Below are 17,873 nucleotides of genomic sequence, written 5' to 3' on the forward strand. Positions count from 1 at the left end.
CATGCCCGTACCGAAAACCATCCCGACCCTTCCTCCTGCCGGTGCCTCTGCCGAGGAAACCGGCGCGGCTCTAGCTGCCCTCTTAAACTGGATCGTGAAGGCCCGCCTTGGCGACCTCCTAGAGGCCGGGTTGACCCATGCCGATGTGTTCCGACTGGTTCGGGTGGCTGACGATTACCGGCGTGGGGAGTTTGGCCCCGACACTCTGGCGACGATCCACGACCTTGCCCCCAAGCTGGACCGGGTGAACCTCTACAAGACCCCTTGATTTGGTATACAAACCGGGGTAATTTGCTCGTGACCAAGGCAAGGGAAATGCCTTAAAAATAATGGCTTGAGTGGGAGAAGACGACGATCCAGGGTCGCCCACCACTTCCTTATCTGAAAATTTGGACATTCACAGCCCAACCGCCCCGACCGACGGTGTCGGGTCAGCACCCGGTTGCCGTGCCGACATCGCTCAACCGGGCCTTCAGCGCCTGATTCATCCGTTCATAACCAGGCTCGATTGCATCCAGTTCGGCATAGGACACGAAAAGCCCCGAGAACACCTCTGTGTGATGCAACCGGGTGCAGCCGGGATTGATTGGATCCAAATCAAACCAGTGCACGCCCCTGAATAGTCCTGCCGGTCCACCGCCCCAGACAAGGCTGCGGTTTTCTTCTAGCTCCAACACGCGGGGGTGTATGGTCAGCGAATTCCCGTTGGGTTTGACGATTTTGACCGTCAGTTTCCGACCTCGCTGTAATACTCCTTCGACATGCACATGGTAGGGGTTCCATTGAGGATACGCATCGATATCCGTCAGTACCCGCCAGACCGCATCGACCGGTGCGGGCAAATCGATTGCCGTGTCGATTTCGATGCGGGTGGTCTGTTTGACCGTGTCGGCCCGGGCCATTACGCCCCCCGCGATAAGAACGGTGGAAAGAATTGCAGTTCTCAACATGTCAGTCTCCTGTGTTTGACAACAGAAGAATGGCCTAAGCGGCAACCGCTTTATTGAAACATCACGCCAGACCGGCCAGCCTCGGATGGGCAAATTTGATCTCGGTAGAAAGCGGGACGAGATGCACCTAAAACGCTGATATCAATTTAGATAACGTCACCTGAAATGCCGCGAAACACTCTTGGGGTCATATTCGTCGTGCGCAGAAAATCGCGCTGGAAATGCGCCTGATCGGCGTATCCGCAGCAATACCCGATTTCTGCCAACGGCGCGCGGCTGCGGGTCAACAGATCAGTCGCCGCCCGCATCCGCGCCCGTCGCAGGATAGAGGAAAAGCTGTACCCTTCCCCGCTGAGATGGCGCTGCAATGAGCGCTCCGAAAAGGCCAGATTGCGGGCGGCATCGCTCAATTTCCAGCTCTGGCCGATATCACTGGCCAGAAGATCGGTCAGTCTGGCGTTGACCGGGACGTCGGTCGGACCAGCCATGGTATCGGACACTTGACCGGCCCGATCCGCACGCCATGTAATAACAAAGGTTTCCAGGCTTTCCTCCGGCGGCAATGAAACGTGTTGCAGCTGCTTTGGATCAAACTCGCGCGCACCGATCCACAACTGTGCCCCTTCGACGCCGATTGCCTGCAACAGCCCCAATAGCAGCCCCGATATCAGACAATTTTCCCCCAAGGTTGCCGGGGCTTCCGTGTTGGTCCGCGTACAAGCCCATTTATGCGCACCTTCCCGGTCAATCCTTATCCGATTGCTGGAATGGTAATACCGTTCCAATCGCATCCATTTCTCTGCCAACACAGCCGGGTCAGGGGACCGTTTCAAAACCGTTATCGCCGGCGTTTCATCGGCCAGATCCAGATATTGCCCCACTGACAGTAAAATCCCTGGTCCCAACCGGTCCAACACACGCGCCACCAGATCGCGTTTTGCCGCCTCTGAACTGACCGCATGCTGCATCGGGTCGGGCCGTCGCAGCCCTCCCAGCAAATCGGCATCGATGCCGGAAACGACGTTGTGGATCAGGCTGATCAATCCGGTGCTGGAGAACCGATCCATGCTGCGGGTCCCCTTCTGTTGCTTTCACCATATCATACCAGCGGTGGCCGTTCCTTATTGAAAAATCACGCCATACGCCGAGAGCAGGCTTGGCGTGATTTTTCAATATCTGACAGGGCCACGCAGCTAGGTCAGAGGCATATTGAAACAAAGGGCGCAGATATGTCTGAAAAACCAATCTCCAAAGGCAAACGCAGTGTCGTAATCACCGGTGCCAGCCGTGGTATCGGTCGTGCGCTGGCTCACCTCCATGCGGCGCATGGCTTTGACGTGCTGGCCGTGGCGCGAAATTTCAAAGACTTCCCGCACCATCCCAACATTACCTGCCTGCCTCTGGACCTGACCTGGTCCGATGCAATTCCCAAAATCATCGGATGTCTGAACGCCACTGCCCGTCCTTTCGAAAGGTTGATCAACAATGCTGGCATCCAGGTTGAACTGGACCTGACTCGCGATGTCGGGGACGAAACGCCAGCACTAATCGACCGGGAAATCGCACTGAACCTGACCCTCCCGATACATCTGAGCCATGCAATGGTGCCGCTGATGGCGCGACCGGGCGGGACCATCGTCAATGTCACTTCGCTAACATCGCGTCAGCCCAAATCTTCAGCCCCTGTCTATTCCGCGACCAAGGCCGGTCTGGCCTCGTTCACGTCGGCGCTGCGCCATCAACTCGCGCCTTTGGGTATCCGGGTGGTCGAAGCCGTGCCGCCACTGGTCGACACCGATATGACACTGGGGCGCGGATCGGGAAAACTATCCGCTGAAGCCATGGCACAGGCAATCTACGACGGCATTGCCGCTCAGCGGCGCATAATAGCGCCGGGGCTATCGCGCCCGGTTCTGTTGCTAAACCGCCTGCTGCCTGAATTGGTCGCAAAAATACTGGCGAAAAGCTGAGACCTCAGGGCATCAACACCGACTTGCGGTCGAACGTAGCCGAATCGGTTGTCATGTCGTCATAGAAAACCTCGACATAGACTTGTTGCACCGATTTCGGCGGTAACCCCATGATCGGCATCCCCTCTTCTCCGACCAAGGCATTGGGGGATGCCGTGTCTTCATGGCAGGCTGGCAGATCGTAAAGTTGCAGCGGACCGCCATTGATCGAATATCTGATCGCATTCAACCCGCAACGCCAGCTAAGCAGTTGGGTGAAGTAGACAATGTCATGCCCGTCATATTCACGCACAGCGATCCAACTGGCCTTGGTCATGCCAAGGATCGGGCGCACTTCCTGCGCTGTGGTGAATTTGCCGCTGGGTGCCTCGGCGGACTGTGCCTGACCTTGAGCCTGGGCTTGAACCTGAACCTGAGCTGACGTTTCAGAGCTTGTGCTTTGGGTTGCCGGTGCGACTTGTACCGCGGCCTGATCGGTAGGTTTCGTGCCGCCATCGCTGCCGCCCTGAGCCGCCATCGCAATCATCATCAAGAAAAAATTCAGCATTAATCGCTTCCTTCTGCAAAATCCGCAGCGGCCCCTTCTGTTGCGGCTGCCGTGCCCCTATACTGTTAAAAAAAACGAGGTCAGGGCAGTCCGAGTATGACCAAAACGGAACAAAAAATCCAACCTTTCAATATCGTCATCATTGGCCAGACCAACAGGCTGCAATATGAGGCGTTGCTGTTTGCCGCCTCGTTCAATGCGACCAATCCCGATTTTCCTGGACGTTTCTTTGTCGCCATGCCGCAACCAGGCCCCCTGTGGCAAGATGACCCAAGCATCTCGAACACCTATATTCTTGAATTACTGGAAGAATTCGGGGCAGAACTCCTGCCCTTCGAAAACCGGTATTTCGGCCAATCCTATCCCCATGGCAACAAGATCGAAGCGCTGGCGGCGCTGCCCGAAGGCGAACCCTTTGTGTTCTTCGATACCGATACGCTGATCCTCGACGACCTGACCGAAGTGCCTTTTGATTTCGACCGGCCCACGGCTTCGCTGCGGGTCGAAGGCACCTGGCCCAAACTGGAACTCTACGGCCCGGGCTATACCGAGATTTGGAAGTCGCTCTATGATCGGTTCGGGCTGGATTTCGAAAGCTCTCTCGACCTTTCTCAGCCGGATGAATATTGGCGCAGATACCTCTATTTCAATGCAGGTTTCTTTTACTATAAATGCCCCAAGATTTTCGGAGACCTGTTTGCCGAATTCGCGCTGTCGATCAAAACCGACCCGCCAGCACCATTGGTATGCCAGTCGCTGAATCCCTGGCTAGATCAGGTGGCCCTGCCCTTGGTCATCCATGCGCTTGGCGGTGGTCGCGATGCCCTCCCCAAAGGCTATCTGGACGGGGATTACAGTTGCCACTATCGTTTGTTGCCAATGCTTTACGCACGCGAAAGCGACAGGGCGGTCGAGTTGTTAGAAGAGATTGCAGCGCCGAACCGGATCAAGAAAGCGCTCAAGCAATACGAGCCGATCAAGCGCTTTGTCTATCAGGGCAAAGGCGACAGAGCGCGCAACATGTTCGACCGCGATGACCTGCCACGCCGGGAACAGATGATCCGGCAAAGGCTGAAGAAAAACGGCCTTTGGCTGCGCTGAAATAGCCCGCCAAAGCCGGTGTCAAATTACAGAGCTGAACGCCGTCGGATGCAACACCGGTTGGTAGCCCGCTGCCAAAGTCCGTACAATCGGGGCCGGTGTCAGGACGGCAATCCGGCCAAGTGGACGGATGCGCTTTGACACGTAACCATCTGTTGTAAATATAATAATATAGTTTTTCATCACCAGCGCAGGCTCCGGTGCCAGCACAAAACAACCATCGGGCAATGTTTCGGCCTGAGCCTCGAAACGGATTTGCGTCCGGTTGCGGGATACACGGGTGGGATGCAGCGCGGTGTCGATATCGGCAAGCCGCGCGACGGGACCCTGCGCCGCCTCCCAGGCGCTGCGAAACCGGACAGCATCGGCCCGGCGGCATTCGTGGCACGGCCGGTGCCCGGCGGCCAAGGCCACCGCTTCATCAAGAAAAAACAAAGCCGTCCAACCGCGTTCGGGCATCGGCCCGTGATAGCGGTCCTTGAACCGCAAGGCGCAGCAAAGCCAGTGTTTGTGCCGCCAGCGAGATCGTCCCAATGACCCATCGGGCCGGTGCAAAATTCCGCGATTACCGGTGAACAGACCCCGCGCCGGATCGGCCACGATGTCCCCTGTCGGCAGAACGCGGTTTTGCAGTGTCACACCATCATTTCTTTCGTCGCGGACAGAGTTATATCTGGGTAATCGCGTTCAACACGGTCGATATCCCATTGTAAACGCGTCAGATAAACGATGTCTCCATCATGGTCCCGGGCGATATGTTGTTTGTTGGCGTCGACGAATTTATCCACCGCAAGCTTGTCACCATGAACCCAGCGGGCAGAGGTGAACTGCGATTGTTCGAACCGAACGGGCAGCCCGTATTCCAATTCGATCCGGCTGGCCAGAACTTCGAACTGAAGCGCGCCGACGACGCCGACGATGAATCCCGAACCGAAATTCGGTTTGAACACCTTGGCCGCCCCTTCTTCGGCGAATTGCATCAGCGCCTTTTCCAGGTGCTTGGCCTTCATCGGGTCGCCCGCGCGGCAGGTTTGCAGCAGTTCCGGCGCGAAGCTGGGGATGCCGGTGACGCGGATCGCTTCGCCTTCGGTCAGGGTGTCGCCGATGCGCAGCTGGCCGTGGTTGGGGATGCCGATGATATCGCCGGCCCAGGCTTCTTCGGCCAGCTCACGGTCGGAGGCGAGGAACAGCACCGGGTTGGTCACGGCCATCGGTTTCTTGGTCCGAACATGGGTCAGTTTCATGCCGCGCTTGAAATGCCCCGAGGCCATGCGGATGAACGCGACCCGGTCGCGGTGCTTGGGGTCCATATTCGCCTGAACCTTGAAGACAAAGCCGGAAACCTTTGTTTCATCAGGAGAAATCTGCCTTGGCTCCGCCTTCTGAACCTGCGGTTCCGGGCCGTATTCGCCGATCCCGTCCATCAGTTCCTTGACTCCGAAAGAGTTGATCGCAGACCCGAACCAGATCGGGGTCATGTGACCTTCGAGAACCGCTTGCGGATCGAGTTTCGGCAACAGCTCTTTCGCCATCTCGACCTCTTCGCGCAGCTTTTCGATCAGGTCAGCGGGGACATTTTCGGCCAGTTTTGGATCATCCAATCCTTTGATTTCAATGGTTTCTGCCACTTTGTTCCGATCGGCACGGTCCATCAGTTCCAGCCGGTCATTCAACATGTCATAGCAGCCGATGAAATCCCGGCCCTGACCGATCGGCCAAGAGGCCGGGGTCACGTCAATCGCCAGATTTTCCTGAATTTCATCAATGATATCAAAGGTGTCCCGGCTTTCCCGGTCCATCTTGTTACAGAAGGTCAGGATCGGCAGGTCGCGCAGGCGGCAGACCTCGAACAATTTCTGCGTCTGGCTTTCCACCCCCTTGGCGCCGTCGATCACCATCACCGCCGCATCCACCGCCGTCAGGGTGCGATAAGTGTCTTCGGAAAAATCCGAGTGACCGGGAGTGTCGACAAGATTGAACCGGAAGCCATTGTAATCAAACGACATTGCAGATGCCGAAACCGAAATCCCCCGGTCCTTTTCCATCTGCATGAAGTCCGACCGGGTGCGCCGCGCTTCGCCCTTGGCGCGGACCTGACCGGCCATCTGAATCGCGCCACCATAGAGCAGGAACTTTTCCGTAAGCGTGGTTTTGCCAGCGTCGGGATGCGAAATGATCGCAAAGGTCCGGCGACGGGCAATCTCGGGTGGCAGTTCGGGGCGGTTTGGGGCGGTGTCTAACATGGTCGGGCATATATTGATGCGCGCATCACTTGGCAAGCTTGGCAGGGCATGGCGCTGCAAAGCTTTGGGACATTTGCGGTATTTGTAGTGTGAAACGCTACAGATTGCCCGCTCAGCGAAATCCGCCCCCGCTGGCGGGGCTGAAGACCGGTCGAACGGGCTTAGGAAACCGGTTGCCGGACGATCAGGACATCGCAGGGCGGGCTGCGCATCATGTCAGACGCCACGCTGCCCAGAAAGGCGCGGTGCCGACCGACACGGCCATGCGCCCCGACAACGATGAGATGAGCGTCTTCGCGCCGCGCCACGTCGCCCAAGACTCTTGCCGCGCCACCTTCAACGAACTGGGTCTCGGCGAGGATATCGGGCAATTCCGCGGTATCGCGCCATTGCGCATCGTTCTGGATCGGTTCCTTGCTGAAACTGCGCAGCAATGTGTCCTCATTTTCAGATTGCGCCAGCATGCCGCGATACGGCACCTGAAGCGTGTGAACCGGCAGGATGCGCGCATCCGCCGGCGCGAGCTTTGCCGCCAAACCGGCACCGGCTGTCGAATTGGGCGAAAAATCCGCGCCGAGAACGATGGTTTGATAAGGGCGTTCGTCGCGATCCGCAGCAAGCAGGACCGGCACCTGAGCCAGACGGGTGATCCGTTGCGCCGTGGTTTCGCGCAGGAGATCCAGAAAGCTTCGGTCACGATGCGACCCCATCACCAACAGGTCGGCGCCGTCCCGTTCGACACTGGCAATGATGTCGCCGGTCGGGTCGCCACGTTCGACCCGGATTTCATAATCCACGCCAGCCCCAAGGGTCTGACCAAAAGCGCCGAGCGATTTCCGTCCCTGTTGAATGATATCGTCAATAATCGGTAATGGCAGGGCGTCATCGACGATACTCAGGACGATCAGCCGCGCCTTGAGCGCCCGCGCAATGGCAAACCCGCGGCGCACCGCCATATCTCCACGAAGTGAAAGGTCGGTTGCCGCGATGATGGTATCAATCATGTCTGTCCCCTGAAATTCGCCAATACAATCGTTTTCAAGTGGTCAGGTAAGTTCGTTCCGGGGGATATCAAGTCCCCGCAGATGGCCGCAGACAGGACAAATCAATTGTCCAGCACACGCTGCGCATCGTCCCAGCAGTCAAGGTGACGAAAACTTTGATCGACCGACCATAAAAACCGGTGCGACACCGAATTCCGTCTCAGATAGTCCTGCCAGATCAGGTAGCGCCGGGTCAGGTCCATGTAGTTCAAGCGCGCCAGCTTGTACTCGCGCGGATAGGTGCCAACCGCATTGTCCATGCCCCAGCCAAGACCCAGATAATCGCGGCGCTCGATGCGCGATCTGATTTCAGATCTGGGCGCAACCAGAACATCCACCGTGATCTCGTGCCCGGCTTCGAAAACCCGGCTGAACAGGGGGTGGTCATGCACCCGTCCGGCCAGCCCTCCGGTCCGGTCATCGCCGCGGCTATCCTGAACGGCCGAGATATCCATATGAAACAGATCCCCGGATTTCAGCGCTGACCGCAGGCCACTGCGGAACATATGTTCGTAGACCGGTGAGGCGGTTTCAAATTCACGGTCGTTGGTGACTAAGTGGCGTATATAGGTCGATTTTCCCGCACAGGAGAAACCCAACACGACATGCACGCCTCGCGGCTGCGTTCTGTTTTCCAGAATATATTCATGCTCGAACCCCACCGAAAACGCATCATACGCGGCGCGATTCCCGTCAAGATTTTTTTGGTAAATTATCAGCCGGTGGAGGCGCGCCGCAGCGTTTCGGTCAAATCTTCGTCGCCTTTCGCGGCGGGCGGCAGATCGAAATCCAGATAGGACCGGTCGGAATGGCGCAGGCTGCCCGATTGCAGACGCGCGGCGACTTCCGGCGGCAGGGCCGACGAGGTGCGCAGATCGGCCAGCAGGGTTTCGGCGGCGATGCCTTCGGCATAGATGATCTGATGGTCGTCGAACAGAAGTTGGTAATATTCGATGAAACCACCATCGGTGCGGGTCACGGTGGTGCCGTTGACCAGATTGCGGGCCTTGATCAGCAATTCGGACCGGCCTGCGCCCAATTCGTCGGAACGCTGATAAACGAACAGGCGATGTTCCGGGCTGACCACCAGATCGTTGGTGTTATGCAAAGCCCCGGCGGCGATATGGACCGGGGCGAATTCACCCAATGCGCGGGTGGTGGATTGACCGATCCAGCGCAATTCCTGCGGCCCGTCATCGCGGGTCAGCACCCGGTCGCCGACAGCGAGGTCTTCGACCTTGCGCTGTTCACCGGTTGCCATGGTGATATGGGTGCCACGGGTGAAGCTGACGCAGGCGATTTCGCCCAGCTTGGTTCGGGCGTTTTCGGTATCGACCCCGACCAGCACCAATTCGTCCTTGGACCGCAGCGGCGCGAATGACAGGGCATAGATTTCCGCGACATGGCCCTGTTCGTCGACTTCGACCAGCACCAGAATTTCGGTGGTGGCGCCATCGGAGGACATGAAGGTCAGGCAGCTGTCGAGATGGATCGTGGCCCCCGGGGTTCCGGTTTCTGTGTTGCCGGTGATGGTGAACATGCCATTGCGACCCGGTGCAACGGCAAGCCGGGCAGGCTTCGCGCCCGCGCGTACGAAATAAGTATCGTCCAGTACCAGTTCATCGGCGAATGACAACGTGTCGCCCAAATTCGCCCCATATGACACCACCATCGCCGCCGAGCGGTAGACCGGAAGCGTGAAGACGGAACTTGGAACGAAATCATTCATTGGTTCAATATTTCCTTACAGCAACAAACGGCGCACTCACCTGGCTCTTTTCCTAAATTAGGATTATGGCGCAAAACGTGCAAAGTGACGGCCTTTTGCTGGCATTTGCCTTTCGTAGGGGTCACTATACTTAACGGTAGCCAACACCGGCATTTTAGAAACTTGAGGGGCATGCATAGCATGGATTTGGGAATTTCGGGCAAAAAAGCCATCGTCTGCGCGTCGAGCAAAGGTTTGGGGCGCGGCTGTGCCGAAGCGCTGGCACAGGCGGGCGTCAATCTGGTGATGAACGCGCGCGGTGCCGAAGCGCTGGAAGCAGCGGCGCAGGAAATCCGCCAGAAATATGGCGTCGAGGTTACAACCGTCGCCGCCGACGTCACCACGGAAGAAGGCCGCGCGCGGTTGCTGGAAGCAGCAGGTGAGGTCGACATTCTTGTCAACAACGCCGGAGGCCCACCGCCGGGCCTGTGGACCGACTGGGACCGCGAAGATTTCATCAAGGCGCTGGATGCCAATATGCTGACCCCGATCGCGCTGATCAAAGCGCTGGTGCCGGGGATGATGGAGCGCGGCTGGGGCCGTGTGGTCAATATCACCTCGCAATCGGTCAAGGCGCCGATTCCGGTGCTGGGCCTGTCGAATTCGGCGCGTGCCGGTCTGACCGGCTATGTCGCGGGCACCTCGCGCCAAGTGGCAGGCAGCGGCGTGACGATCAACAACCTGCTGCCGGGCATTCACGCCACCGACCGCGCGGTGTCGCTGGACACCGGGGTGGCCGAACAACAAGGCATCAGCATCGAAGAGGCCAAGGCGCAACGGTGCAAGACGATCCCTGCCGGGCGCTATGGCACGCCAGAAGAATTCGGCGCGATGTGTGCCTTCCTGGCATCGCAACTGTCCGGGTTCATCGTTGGCCAGAACATCCTGCTGGATGGCGGCGGAGTGAATTCGACCATGTGATCGTCACGGTTTCGGCTAGAAAACGAGGGCAGCGTCAACACCGGGTGTGCGCTGTCCTTTGTCATTCCATCACTCTTGCGTGACGGGCCCCCGCGCCGCATTGCCCGGAGCGGGGACAGGTCTTATCCCGTTGTGAACAGACGACAAAGGGGACTGCGATGCAGCACGAAAAGGTTCAGGACTATTACGGCAAGGTTTTGCAGGGCAAAGATGATCTGCAAACAAATGCCTGCTGCGATCCGCTGGCGATGCCCGGCTATGTCAAGGATGTGCTGTGCAATGTTCATGACGAAGTTCTGACACGCTATTACGGCTGCGGATTGGTGATGCCGCAGGGGCTGGAGGGCGCGCGGGTGCTGGATCTGGGTTGTGGCGCGGGGCGCGATGTCTATGCCCTGGCGCAACTGGTCGGCCCGGAAGGGTCGGTTGTCGGCATCGACATGACCCCGGAACAGTTGGCTGTGGCAGAGGCGCATAAGGACTGGCACGCGGAAAAATTCGGCTTTGCCAATGTCGCGTTTCATCAGGGTTTCATCGAGGAACTGGACAAGCTGCCGTTGGAGCCGGGCAGTTTCGACGTGATCGTGTCCAATTGCGTGGTCAACCTGTCGACCGACAAAGACGCAGTGCTGCGCGGCGCTTATAAGCTGCTGAAACCGGGCGGCGAGATGTATTTTTCCGATGTCTATGCCGACCGGCGGGTGCCGCAGGCGATGGCAGAGGACGAGGTGCTGTATGGGGAATGCCTGTCCGGGGCGCTGTATTGGAACGATTTCCTGACCATTGCCAAACGTGCCGGGTTCGATGATCCGCGTCTGGTCAGCCACCGCCCGCTGACGATAGAAAACCCTGCGCTGCAAGACCGGGTGGCACCGCTGAAATTCACCTCAGCCACCTACCGCCTGTTCAAGCTCGACGGGCTGGAACCCGACTGCGAAGATTACGGTCAGGCGGTGATCTATCGGGGCACCCTGCCCCATGCGCCGCACGGTTTCGCACTGGACGCACACCACTACATCGAAACCGGCAAGGTATTCCCGATCTGCGGCAACAGCTGGAAAATGCTGGCAGACACGCGGTTTACCGGGCATTTCAGTTTTATCGGTGATTTTTCCACCCATTACGGCATTTTTGCCGGGTGTGGTGGGGACGCGCCCTTTGGCGATGAAACAGACGCAGCGGTTTCCTGTTGCTGAGCCTGACCGCAGCCGGTTGCGGCATTGAGAGGGCGCCCGGGGGGCGGGCCGCCCCTTAGATTTCGGTTACCCGGTGAATGTCACCGGTATACAGCACGGGAGAGGCGTCGATATCTTCGGCGTCCAGCATCGAGGCGACCCGTTCCAATGAGGCGACCAGCATCGCCTGTTCCCAATCTTCCATCGCGGCAAATTTGCGCACGAAACGCTGCTGTAGCGGATCGGGTGCGTCGCTGATCGTTTGCCAACCCTGTTCGGTCATCGCGATATTGGTCTGACGCCGGTCGGTCGAGGATTTTTCCCGGCTTACCAACCCCTGCCGCACCAGTTTGTCCACCAGCGACGTGACCGTCGCCTGCGACACCCGCATGCGCAGTGAAATTTCCTTGGCGGTGGTCTGTTCCTTCTCGGCGACGATCTGCAACACCCGGAACTGAACCGCCGTAACGCCCGACGATTGCGCCAGTTCCCGGCCGAACAGGTCGGTTGCCCGCAAAATGCGGCGCAGAGCGATCAAGCTGACATCAATGCGATCCATTATCCGCCTCCTGCTGTGTGACTCATTAAATATAGGGAAGAATACTTTGAAAAACAATGCGTCTTTCATTTAGCATATCAAAGCATTTATATCATTGTTTTATATCAGTAATTTCCAATATGCGGCACAAATTGCCCTAAATTCGCTTCGCCTGTTGAAGTTTTTGATTGCACATGTTACTTAGCCTATCGAAGCAACTTGGAGGCACCAAAGATCCATGCGACATGCACGCGGAATGACAGGCACGGCGTTACCGACCCTGCGCGAACCCGAAGCAAAAGACGGGGCTGATATCTGGGAGCTGGTCCGCAGCTGCCAGCCGCTGGACGAGAACTCGATGTACTGCAACCTGATCCAGTGCGATCACTTCCGTGAAACTTGCGTGATCGCGGAACTTGACGGTGAAACCGTGGGTTGGGTTTCAGGCTATATCCTGCCCTATGATCCCGACACGTTGTTCATCTGGCAGGTTGCCGTGGCCGAAAAGGCGCGCGGTATGGGTCTGGGTGCGCTGATGTTGCAAAACATTCTGGCGCGCGATGTCTGCGCTGACGTTGCCCGGGTTCAAACCACGATCACCGGCGACAATGACGCGTCCTGGGCCTTGTTCCGCAAGTTTGCCCGCATCAAGGATGCCGAACTCGATTCGCAGCCCTACTTCACTCAGGCGCTGCATTTCCGGGATCGTCACAAGACCGAAAACATGGTCACGATCTCGTTGAAGAACCGGATGCGCGCGGCGGCCTGAGCCATGCTGCGCCCCTCGGTTTTTAACTCACTGATAAACTTACCAAAAGGAAGTCATATGCTGACGTCTCCGTCTGATCCGATTGTATTTCAACGCCGTGAATCCGAAGCACGGTCCTATTGCCGCGGTTTCGACGCTGTGTTCGCAAAGGCCGCCGGGTCCGAGCTGATTGATGCTGACGGGAACCGCTATATCGATTTTCTGGCGGGCTGTTCGTCGCTCAATTACGGCCATAACGACCCCGACATGAAAACGGCGCTGATCGATCACATCGCCGGCGATGGGATCGCCCACGGTCTGGACCTGCACACCGATACCAAGGCGCGGTTTCTGGCGGCGCTGGAAACCCATATCCTGGAACCGCGGAACATGGACCACAAGGTGATGTTCACCGGCCCCACCGGCGCCAACGCGGTCGAGGCCGCGATGAAGCTGGCCCGCAAAGTGACCGGGCGTACCAACGTGATCGCCTTTACCAACGGGTTTCACGGCGTCACCATGGGAGCGCTGGCCGCGACCGGCAACAAATACCACCGTGGCGGTGCGGGCATGACGCTGAACGGCGTGACCCGGATGCCGTTCGACGGCTATATGGGGGCGGATTTCGACACCAGCACGCTGCTGGAAAAGATGCTGTCCGATCCGTCTTCGGGGGTCGATGCCCCGGCGGCGATCATTCTGGAAACCGTGCAGGGCGAAGGCGGACTGAATGCCGCGCGGCCCGAATGGGTCCGCAAGGTGGCCGAGCTGGCGAAAGAGCATGGCGCGTTGCTGATCATCGACGATGTTCAGGCCGGTTGTGGCCGCGCGGGCGATTTCTTTTCCTTCGACGCTATGGGGATCACGCCGGATATCATCACGATGGCCAAGTCGATTTCGGGCTTCGGCCTGCCGATGGCGCTGATGCTGGTGCGGCCCGAGCACGATATCTTTGGCCCGGCGGAACATAACGGCACCTTCCGTGGCAACACCCATGCCTTTGTCACCGCACGGATCGCGATTGAAAAATTCTGGGCCGATGACAGTTTCCGCGACCAGTTGGCGGAAAAGGAACGGATGATCGTGGCGGCACTGGCGGCGATTGCCGAAATGGTGCCTGGTGCGACGCTGAAGGGCCGCGGGCTGATGCGCGGGGTCGATGTCGGGTCGGGCGAGCTGGCCAGTGAAATCTGTGGCCGTGCCTACGAGCAGGGTCTGGTGATCGAAACCTCGGGACCGAATGATGAGGTGGTCAAGATCCTGGCCCCGATCACGACCCCCGACACGCTGTTGCGCAAAGGGCTGAACCTGCTGCTCAACGCGGTCTATGACAGCACGACCAACATGAAACTCGCGGCGGAGTAACCAATATGATTGTCAGAGATTTCAACAAGATCATCCAGGATGAGAAAGACCGCGTCGTATCGGATGCGAATTGGACCAGCGTGCGGATGCTGCTGGCCCAGGATGGGATGGGGTTTTCCTTCCACATCACCTTTCTCGAAGCCGGATCGGAACACACGTTCGAATACAAGAACCACTTCGAAAGCGTTTATTGCATGCAGGGCAAAGGGTCGATCACCGATCTGGCGACCGGCGAAACCCACGCGATCGAACCGGGCGTCATGTATGCGCTGAACGAACATGACCGCCATATCCTGCGCGCCGAGGAGGAATTGGTCATGGCCTGCGTGTTCAACCCGCCGGTCACCGGGACCGAGGTCCACCGTGAAGACGGTTCCTACGCCCCGGCGGAGGAATTGGTGGACTGATCCAATGGCACACACTGTTGAAAAAATCGGTGGCACGTCCATGTCTCAACTGGACGTGCTGAGAGACACGTTGTTCATCGCCGACCGCAAGGACAATTCGCTATACGGTCGCATTTTCGTGGTATCGGCCTTTGCCGGGATCACCAACCTGTTGCTGGAACACAAGAAAACCGGCGAGGCGGGGGTCTATGCCCTGTTTGCCAATGCCGATTCCGATCATGGCTGGCACGAGGCTCTGGACCGGGTCGCGGTGGCGATGACCAAGGCGCATGATGCCGTTCTGGATCACGACGCCGACCGCGAACGGGCCAGCGCATTCGTGCAGGAACGGATCGAGGGCGCACGCAACTGTCTGATCGACCTGCAACGGCTGTGTTCCTACGGTCACTTCAGGCTGGCCGAACACATGCTGCAAATCCGCGAACTGCTGTCAGGGCTGGGCGAGGCGCATTCGGCGCTGGTCACCACCCTGATGCTGCAACGCCACGGGATCAATGCAAGGCTGGTCGATCTGTCCGGCTGGCGCGACGATGGCGAGGTGACGCTGGAGCAGCGGATCGGCAACGCGATGGAGGGGATCGACCCAACCGTCGAAATGCCAATCGTAACCGGCTATGCCCAATGCGCCGAAGGGTTGATGCGGGAATTCGACCGGGGCTATTCCGAGGTGACATTTTCCTGTCTTGCCGCGCTGACCCATGCGCGTGAAGCGATTATTCACAAGGAATTCCACCTGTCCTCGGCCGATCCGAAGCTGGTCGGGGCAGACGCGGTGCGCAAGCTGGGCCGGACCAATTACGACGTGGCCGACCAGTTGTCGAATATGGGGATGGAGGCGATCCACCCCAAGGCGGCGAAAACCCTGCGCCAGGCCGAGGTGCCGCTGCGCGTCACCAACGCCTTCGATCCCGGCGATCCCGGCACGCTGATCGACGATCAGCCGGCCGAGAATCCGGGCGTCGAAATCATCACCGGACTGGATATCATCGCGCTGGAGCTGTTCGAACAGGACATGGTCGGGGTCAAAGGCTATGACGCCACGATCCTTGACGTGCTGACCCGGCACGATGTGCGCATCGTGTCGAAAGTGTCGAACGCCAACACGATCACCCATTATCTCGATACGTCGCTGAAAGCGATGCGCCGGGTCGAAAAGGATCTGGCGGCGCGTTATCCGCAAGCGACGATCACCAGCCGCAAGCTGGCGCTCGCGTCGGTGATCGGGCGCGATCTGAGCGGATTGTCGGTACTGACCCGCGGGTTGCAGGCGATCGCGAACAAGGGGCTTGAATCGATCGGTGCCAGCCAGGGACCGCGTAATGTCGACACCCAGTTCATCCTTGAACGCGATGACCTGAAACCGGTCATCAAGGCGCTGCATGACGAGTTCATCACCAATGCCGCGCAAACCCTGCGCAAGGCCGCCTGACGAAGTGCGGTTCCGGGGCGCGGGCGGAGGCAACAGCGGACATTCCGCACGCCCCGCCCCACCCTACCCAGATCGGAAAATCTGAGACCGGGCGCGGCGCCCCGTATTTGCCGCCTTGTGCGTTGGCACGAGGATTGCTAAGGACTTGGGAAACCCGATGGTTTTGATCGGAAACCCAGGAAACGCCCTTGTCCGCCATTCCCCCCCGTCTTGAAATCCGCAATCTGGTCCGTCGCTTCGACGGTCAGCCGGTGGTCGACGACGTATCGCTGAAGGTCAATCCGGGGCAAGTGACCTGTCTTTTGGGGCCATCTGGCTGCGGCAAGTCCACCACGTTGCGGATGATCGCAGGGGTGGAAATGCAGGACGAAGGCGAAATCTATGTCGATGGCAACCTGATTTGTGACACGGTGTTCCGCATTCCGCCGGAACGCCGCCATATCGGGTTGATGTTTCAGGATTTTGCGCTGTTCCCGCATCTGACCGTGGGCGACAACGTGGCCTTTGGCCTGTCCGGGTCGAAGGATCAGAAACGCGCCCGGGTCGAGGAATTGCTCGACAAGGTCGGTCTGACACGGTTCATCGACGGCTATCCTTACCTGTTGTCGGGCGGCGAACAGCAGCGCGTGGCGCTGGTGCGGGCGCTGGCGCCCCGGCCGAAAATCATGCTGATGGACGAACCGTTTTCCGGTCTCGACAACCGGTTGCGCGACGATATCCGTGACCAGACGCTGGAAATCCTGAAACAGGAAGATGCGGCGGTTCTGCTGGTCACGCATGAACCCGAAGAAGCGATGCGCATGGCTGACGAAATCGCACTGATGCGCAATGGCCGGATCGTGCAACAAGGTGCGCCGTATAATATCTACAACGCCCCAAGAGACAAACAAGCGGTCGCCTTTTTCAGCGATATCAACGTGATCCGTGGCAAGGTCAAAGGCGCGTTGACGGAAACCCCGTTCGGTCAGTTCCTTGCTCCGGGGGTGCCGGACGGCAATGAGGTGGAAATCGTCATCCGGCCGCAGCACCTGAAAATCGAATTTGACCGTGGCGGCAAGGGCCCGTTGCCGACGCCGCAACATGGATCGGCGGCGCGGGGTGAAGTGGTGCGGGCGCGGTTCATGGGATCGGAAAGCCTGATCGAGATTCGGATGGATTACGACGGGTCGATCCTGAAGGCGACGGTGCCCAGCGTGTTCCTGCCCAACCCGGGCCGGGTGTTATGGCTGATGTTCCGGCGCGACCGCTGTTTCGTGTTTCCCGCCAGCCAGCTGCCAAAAGGCAATTTTTCTGCGTAGTTTTTGGTAGTCGAGCCCCGTTCAAACCGTTGACGGGCAAAAAACCGCCCCCGTGCGGCGCTTTGGTTCTTCCAACCGGCCCCTTTCATCATTAGATACGGAAGATGATTTACACGGGCTTTGCGAACAGGGTCCGATCTAGGGAGATACACTCATGTTGAACAATATCGGCCTTCCCGGCCTTCTGCTGATCGCCGTCGTCGTTCTGGTTCTTTTCGGTCGTGGCAAGATCAGCTCTTTGATGGGCGAAGTGGGCAAGGGCATCACCTCGTTCAAGAGGGGCGTCAACGAGGGCAGCAAGGAAATAGAAGAGCAGGCCGCCGATGAGGCCAAGGACGTGACCCCGGAAAGCGAAACGGACAAGGTCTGA

20 protein-coding genes are annotated in these 17,873 nt (G+C 58.5%); 11 read left to right on the plus strand and 9 right to left on the minus strand.

The window, feature by feature from the left end:
- The first annotated feature begins 1 nt into the window (after position 1).
- Positions 2 to 268, plus strand: coding sequence for a hypothetical protein (locus VOI23_RS06865; RefSeq protein ID WP_323783432.1), 267 nt, complete (start codon positions 2 to 4; stop codon positions 266 to 268).
- Positions 269 to 431: 163 nt separating this feature from the next.
- On the opposite strand, the gene VOI23_RS06870 is transcribed toward VOI23_RS06865, so the two are convergent.
- Both VOI23_RS06870 and VOI23_RS06875 read right to left on the minus strand, forming a co-directional pair.
- Positions 432 to 950 carry an SRPBCC domain-containing protein gene (locus VOI23_RS06870; protein ID WP_323783434.1) on the minus strand — a complete coding sequence of 173 codons (519 nt, stop codon included), beginning with the start codon at positions 948 to 950 and terminating at the stop codon, positions 432 to 434.
- A 146-nt stretch (positions 951 to 1,096) separates the two neighbouring features.
- Positions 1,097 to 2,017: an AraC family transcriptional regulator gene (locus VOI23_RS06875; RefSeq protein WP_323783436.1), complete on the minus strand. Its 921-nt coding sequence runs from the start codon at positions 2,015 to 2,017 to the stop codon at positions 1,097 to 1,099.
- Positions 2,018 to 2,179: 162 nt separating this feature from the next.
- Between VOI23_RS06875 and VOI23_RS06880 the strand changes: the two genes are divergently transcribed.
- A complete protein-coding gene (locus VOI23_RS06880) occupies positions 2,180 to 2,920 on the plus strand; it encodes an SDR family NAD(P)-dependent oxidoreductase (RefSeq protein ID WP_323783438.1) in 741 nt (246 codons plus the stop codon).
- A gap of 4 nt (positions 2,921 to 2,924) precedes the next feature.
- Here VOI23_RS06880 and VOI23_RS06885 read toward each other — a convergent pair whose 3' ends face one another.
- Positions 2,925 to 3,467, minus strand: coding sequence for a hypothetical protein (locus VOI23_RS06885; RefSeq protein ID WP_323783440.1), 543 nt, complete (start codon positions 3,465 to 3,467; stop codon positions 2,925 to 2,927).
- Positions 3,468 to 3,563: 96 nt separating this feature from the next.
- Here VOI23_RS06885 and VOI23_RS06890 point away from each other — a divergent pair, with 96 nt between their 5' ends.
- A complete protein-coding gene (locus VOI23_RS06890) occupies positions 3,564 to 4,568 on the plus strand; it encodes a hypothetical protein (protein WP_323783442.1) in 1,005 nt (334 codons plus the stop codon).
- 21 nt (positions 4,569 to 4,589) lie between these two features.
- Here the strand turns inward: VOI23_RS06890 and VOI23_RS06895 are convergent, their stop codons facing one another.
- The 5 genes from VOI23_RS06895 to VOI23_RS06915 form a co-directional block, all read right to left on the minus strand.
- Complete coding sequence (locus VOI23_RS06895; protein WP_323783444.1) at positions 4,590 to 5,207, minus strand: hypothetical protein; 618 nt, start codon at positions 5,205 to 5,207, stop codon at positions 4,590 to 4,592.
- Entirely contained in the window at positions 5,204 to 6,811 is a 1,608-nt protein-coding gene (locus tag VOI23_RS06900; protein ID WP_323783446.1) for a peptide chain release factor 3, read from the minus strand. The genes VOI23_RS06895 and VOI23_RS06900 overlap by 4 nt, the downstream gene beginning before the upstream one ends.
- 161 nt (positions 6,812 to 6,972) lie before the next feature.
- Positions 6,973 to 7,815: a universal stress protein gene (locus VOI23_RS06905; protein WP_323783448.1), complete on the minus strand. Its 843-nt coding sequence runs from the start codon at positions 7,813 to 7,815 to the stop codon at positions 6,973 to 6,975.
- A 101-nt stretch (positions 7,816 to 7,916) separates the two neighbouring features.
- Positions 7,917 to 8,516, minus strand: coding sequence for a hypothetical protein (locus tag VOI23_RS06910; RefSeq protein WP_323783450.1), 600 nt, complete (start codon positions 8,514 to 8,516; stop codon positions 7,917 to 7,919).
- Positions 8,517 to 8,569: 53 nt separating this feature from the next.
- Positions 8,570 to 9,583: a Hint domain-containing protein gene (locus VOI23_RS06915; RefSeq protein WP_323783452.1), complete on the minus strand. Its 1,014-nt coding sequence runs from the start codon at positions 9,581 to 9,583 to the stop codon at positions 8,570 to 8,572.
- Positions 9,584 to 9,763: 180 nt separating this feature from the next.
- On the opposite strand from VOI23_RS06915, the gene VOI23_RS06920 reads away from it, so the two are divergent.
- The gene (locus tag VOI23_RS06920; protein ID WP_323783454.1) at positions 9,764 to 10,543 is read left to right on the plus strand and encodes an SDR family oxidoreductase; all 780 of its coding nucleotides are present in this window, start codon (positions 9,764 to 9,766) and stop codon (positions 10,541 to 10,543) included.
- A 158-nt stretch (positions 10,544 to 10,701) separates the two neighbouring features.
- Positions 10,702 to 11,739: a methyltransferase domain-containing protein gene (locus VOI23_RS06925; protein ID WP_323783456.1), complete on the plus strand. Its 1,038-nt coding sequence runs from the start codon at positions 10,702 to 10,704 to the stop codon at positions 11,737 to 11,739.
- A 55-nt stretch (positions 11,740 to 11,794) separates the two neighbouring features.
- Here the strand turns inward: VOI23_RS06925 and VOI23_RS06930 are convergent, their stop codons facing one another.
- Positions 11,795 to 12,277 (minus strand): MarR family winged helix-turn-helix transcriptional regulator, encoded by a 483-nt coding sequence (locus tag VOI23_RS06930; protein WP_323783458.1) that lies wholly within the window; start codon positions 12,275 to 12,277, stop codon positions 11,795 to 11,797.
- A gap of 217 nt (positions 12,278 to 12,494) precedes the next feature.
- Between VOI23_RS06930 and ectA the strand changes: the two genes are divergently transcribed.
- From ectA to VOI23_RS06960, 6 genes are all read left to right on the plus strand, one after another.
- Positions 12,495 to 13,025: a diaminobutyrate acetyltransferase gene (ectA, locus tag VOI23_RS06935; RefSeq protein ID WP_323783460.1), complete on the plus strand. Its 531-nt coding sequence runs from the start codon at positions 12,495 to 12,497 to the stop codon at positions 13,023 to 13,025.
- 57 nt (positions 13,026 to 13,082) lie between these two features.
- Entirely contained in the window at positions 13,083 to 14,369 is a 1,287-nt protein-coding gene (ectB, locus tag VOI23_RS06940; RefSeq protein ID WP_323783462.1) for a diaminobutyrate--2-oxoglutarate transaminase, read from the plus strand.
- A 5-nt stretch (positions 14,370 to 14,374) separates the two neighbouring features.
- Positions 14,375 to 14,776 (plus strand): ectoine synthase, encoded by a 402-nt coding sequence (locus tag VOI23_RS06945; protein WP_323783463.1) that lies wholly within the window; start codon positions 14,375 to 14,377, stop codon positions 14,774 to 14,776.
- Between the two features lie 4 nt (positions 14,777 to 14,780).
- Entirely contained in the window at positions 14,781 to 16,205 is a 1,425-nt protein-coding gene (locus VOI23_RS06950; RefSeq protein ID WP_323783465.1) for an aspartate kinase, read from the plus strand.
- A 188-nt stretch (positions 16,206 to 16,393) separates the two neighbouring features.
- A complete protein-coding gene (locus VOI23_RS06955; RefSeq protein ID WP_323783466.1) occupies positions 16,394 to 17,503 on the plus strand; it encodes an ABC transporter ATP-binding protein in 1,110 nt (369 codons plus the stop codon).
- A gap of 154 nt (positions 17,504 to 17,657) precedes the next feature.
- Positions 17,658 to 17,873 (plus strand): twin-arginine translocase TatA/TatE family subunit, encoded by a 216-nt coding sequence (locus VOI23_RS06960; RefSeq protein ID WP_323783468.1) that lies wholly within the window; start codon positions 17,658 to 17,660, stop codon positions 17,871 to 17,873.

Source organism: Thalassovita sp. (assembly GCF_034670005.1).
GTDB lineage: Bacteria > Pseudomonadota > Alphaproteobacteria > Rhodobacterales > Rhodobacteraceae > Thalassobius.

Excerpts from the sequence above, each read along its gene's own strand:
- VOI23_RS06865 (WP_323783432.1), top strand. The coding sequence starts at position 2 with ATGCCCGTACCGAAAACCATCCCGACCCTTCCTCCTGCCGGTGCCTCT.
- VOI23_RS06870 (WP_323783434.1), bottom strand. The coding sequence starts at position 950 with ATGTTGAGAACTGCAATTCTTTCCACCGTTCTTATCGCGGGGGGCGTA.
- VOI23_RS06875 (WP_323783436.1), bottom strand. The coding sequence starts at position 2,017 with ATGGATCGGTTCTCCAGCACCGGATTGATCAGCCTGATCCACAACGTC.
- VOI23_RS06880 (WP_323783438.1), top strand. The coding sequence starts at position 2,180 with ATGTCTGAAAAACCAATCTCCAAAGGCAAACGCAGTGTCGTAATCACC.
- VOI23_RS06885 (WP_323783440.1), bottom strand. The coding sequence starts at position 3,467 with ATGCTGAATTTTTTCTTGATGATGATTGCGATGGCGGCTCAGGGCGGC.
- VOI23_RS06890 (WP_323783442.1), top strand. The coding sequence starts at position 3,564 with ATGACCAAAACGGAACAAAAAATCCAACCTTTCAATATCGTCATCATT.
- VOI23_RS06900 (WP_323783446.1), bottom strand. The coding sequence starts at position 6,811 with ATGTTAGACACCGCCCCAAACCGCCCCGAACTGCCACCCGAGATTGCC.
- VOI23_RS06905 (WP_323783448.1), bottom strand. The coding sequence starts at position 7,815 with ATGATTGATACCATCATCGCGGCAACCGACCTTTCACTTCGTGGAGAT.
- VOI23_RS06915 (WP_323783452.1), bottom strand. The coding sequence starts at position 9,583 with ATGAATGATTTCGTTCCAAGTTCCGTCTTCACGCTTCCGGTCTACCGC.
- VOI23_RS06920 (WP_323783454.1), top strand. The coding sequence starts at position 9,764 with ATGGATTTGGGAATTTCGGGCAAAAAAGCCATCGTCTGCGCGTCGAGC.
- VOI23_RS06925 (WP_323783456.1), top strand. The coding sequence starts at position 10,702 with ATGCAGCACGAAAAGGTTCAGGACTATTACGGCAAGGTTTTGCAGGGC.
- VOI23_RS06930 (WP_323783458.1), bottom strand. The coding sequence starts at position 12,277 with ATGGATCGCATTGATGTCAGCTTGATCGCTCTGCGCCGCATTTTGCGG.
- ectA (WP_323783460.1), top strand. The coding sequence starts at position 12,495 with ATGCGACATGCACGCGGAATGACAGGCACGGCGTTACCGACCCTGCGC.
- ectB (WP_323783462.1), top strand. The coding sequence starts at position 13,083 with ATGCTGACGTCTCCGTCTGATCCGATTGTATTTCAACGCCGTGAATCC.
- VOI23_RS06945 (WP_323783463.1), top strand. The coding sequence starts at position 14,375 with ATGATTGTCAGAGATTTCAACAAGATCATCCAGGATGAGAAAGACCGC.
- VOI23_RS06950 (WP_323783465.1), top strand. The coding sequence starts at position 14,781 with ATGGCACACACTGTTGAAAAAATCGGTGGCACGTCCATGTCTCAACTG.
- VOI23_RS06960 (WP_323783468.1), top strand. The coding sequence starts at position 17,658 with ATGTTGAACAATATCGGCCTTCCCGGCCTTCTGCTGATCGCCGTCGTC.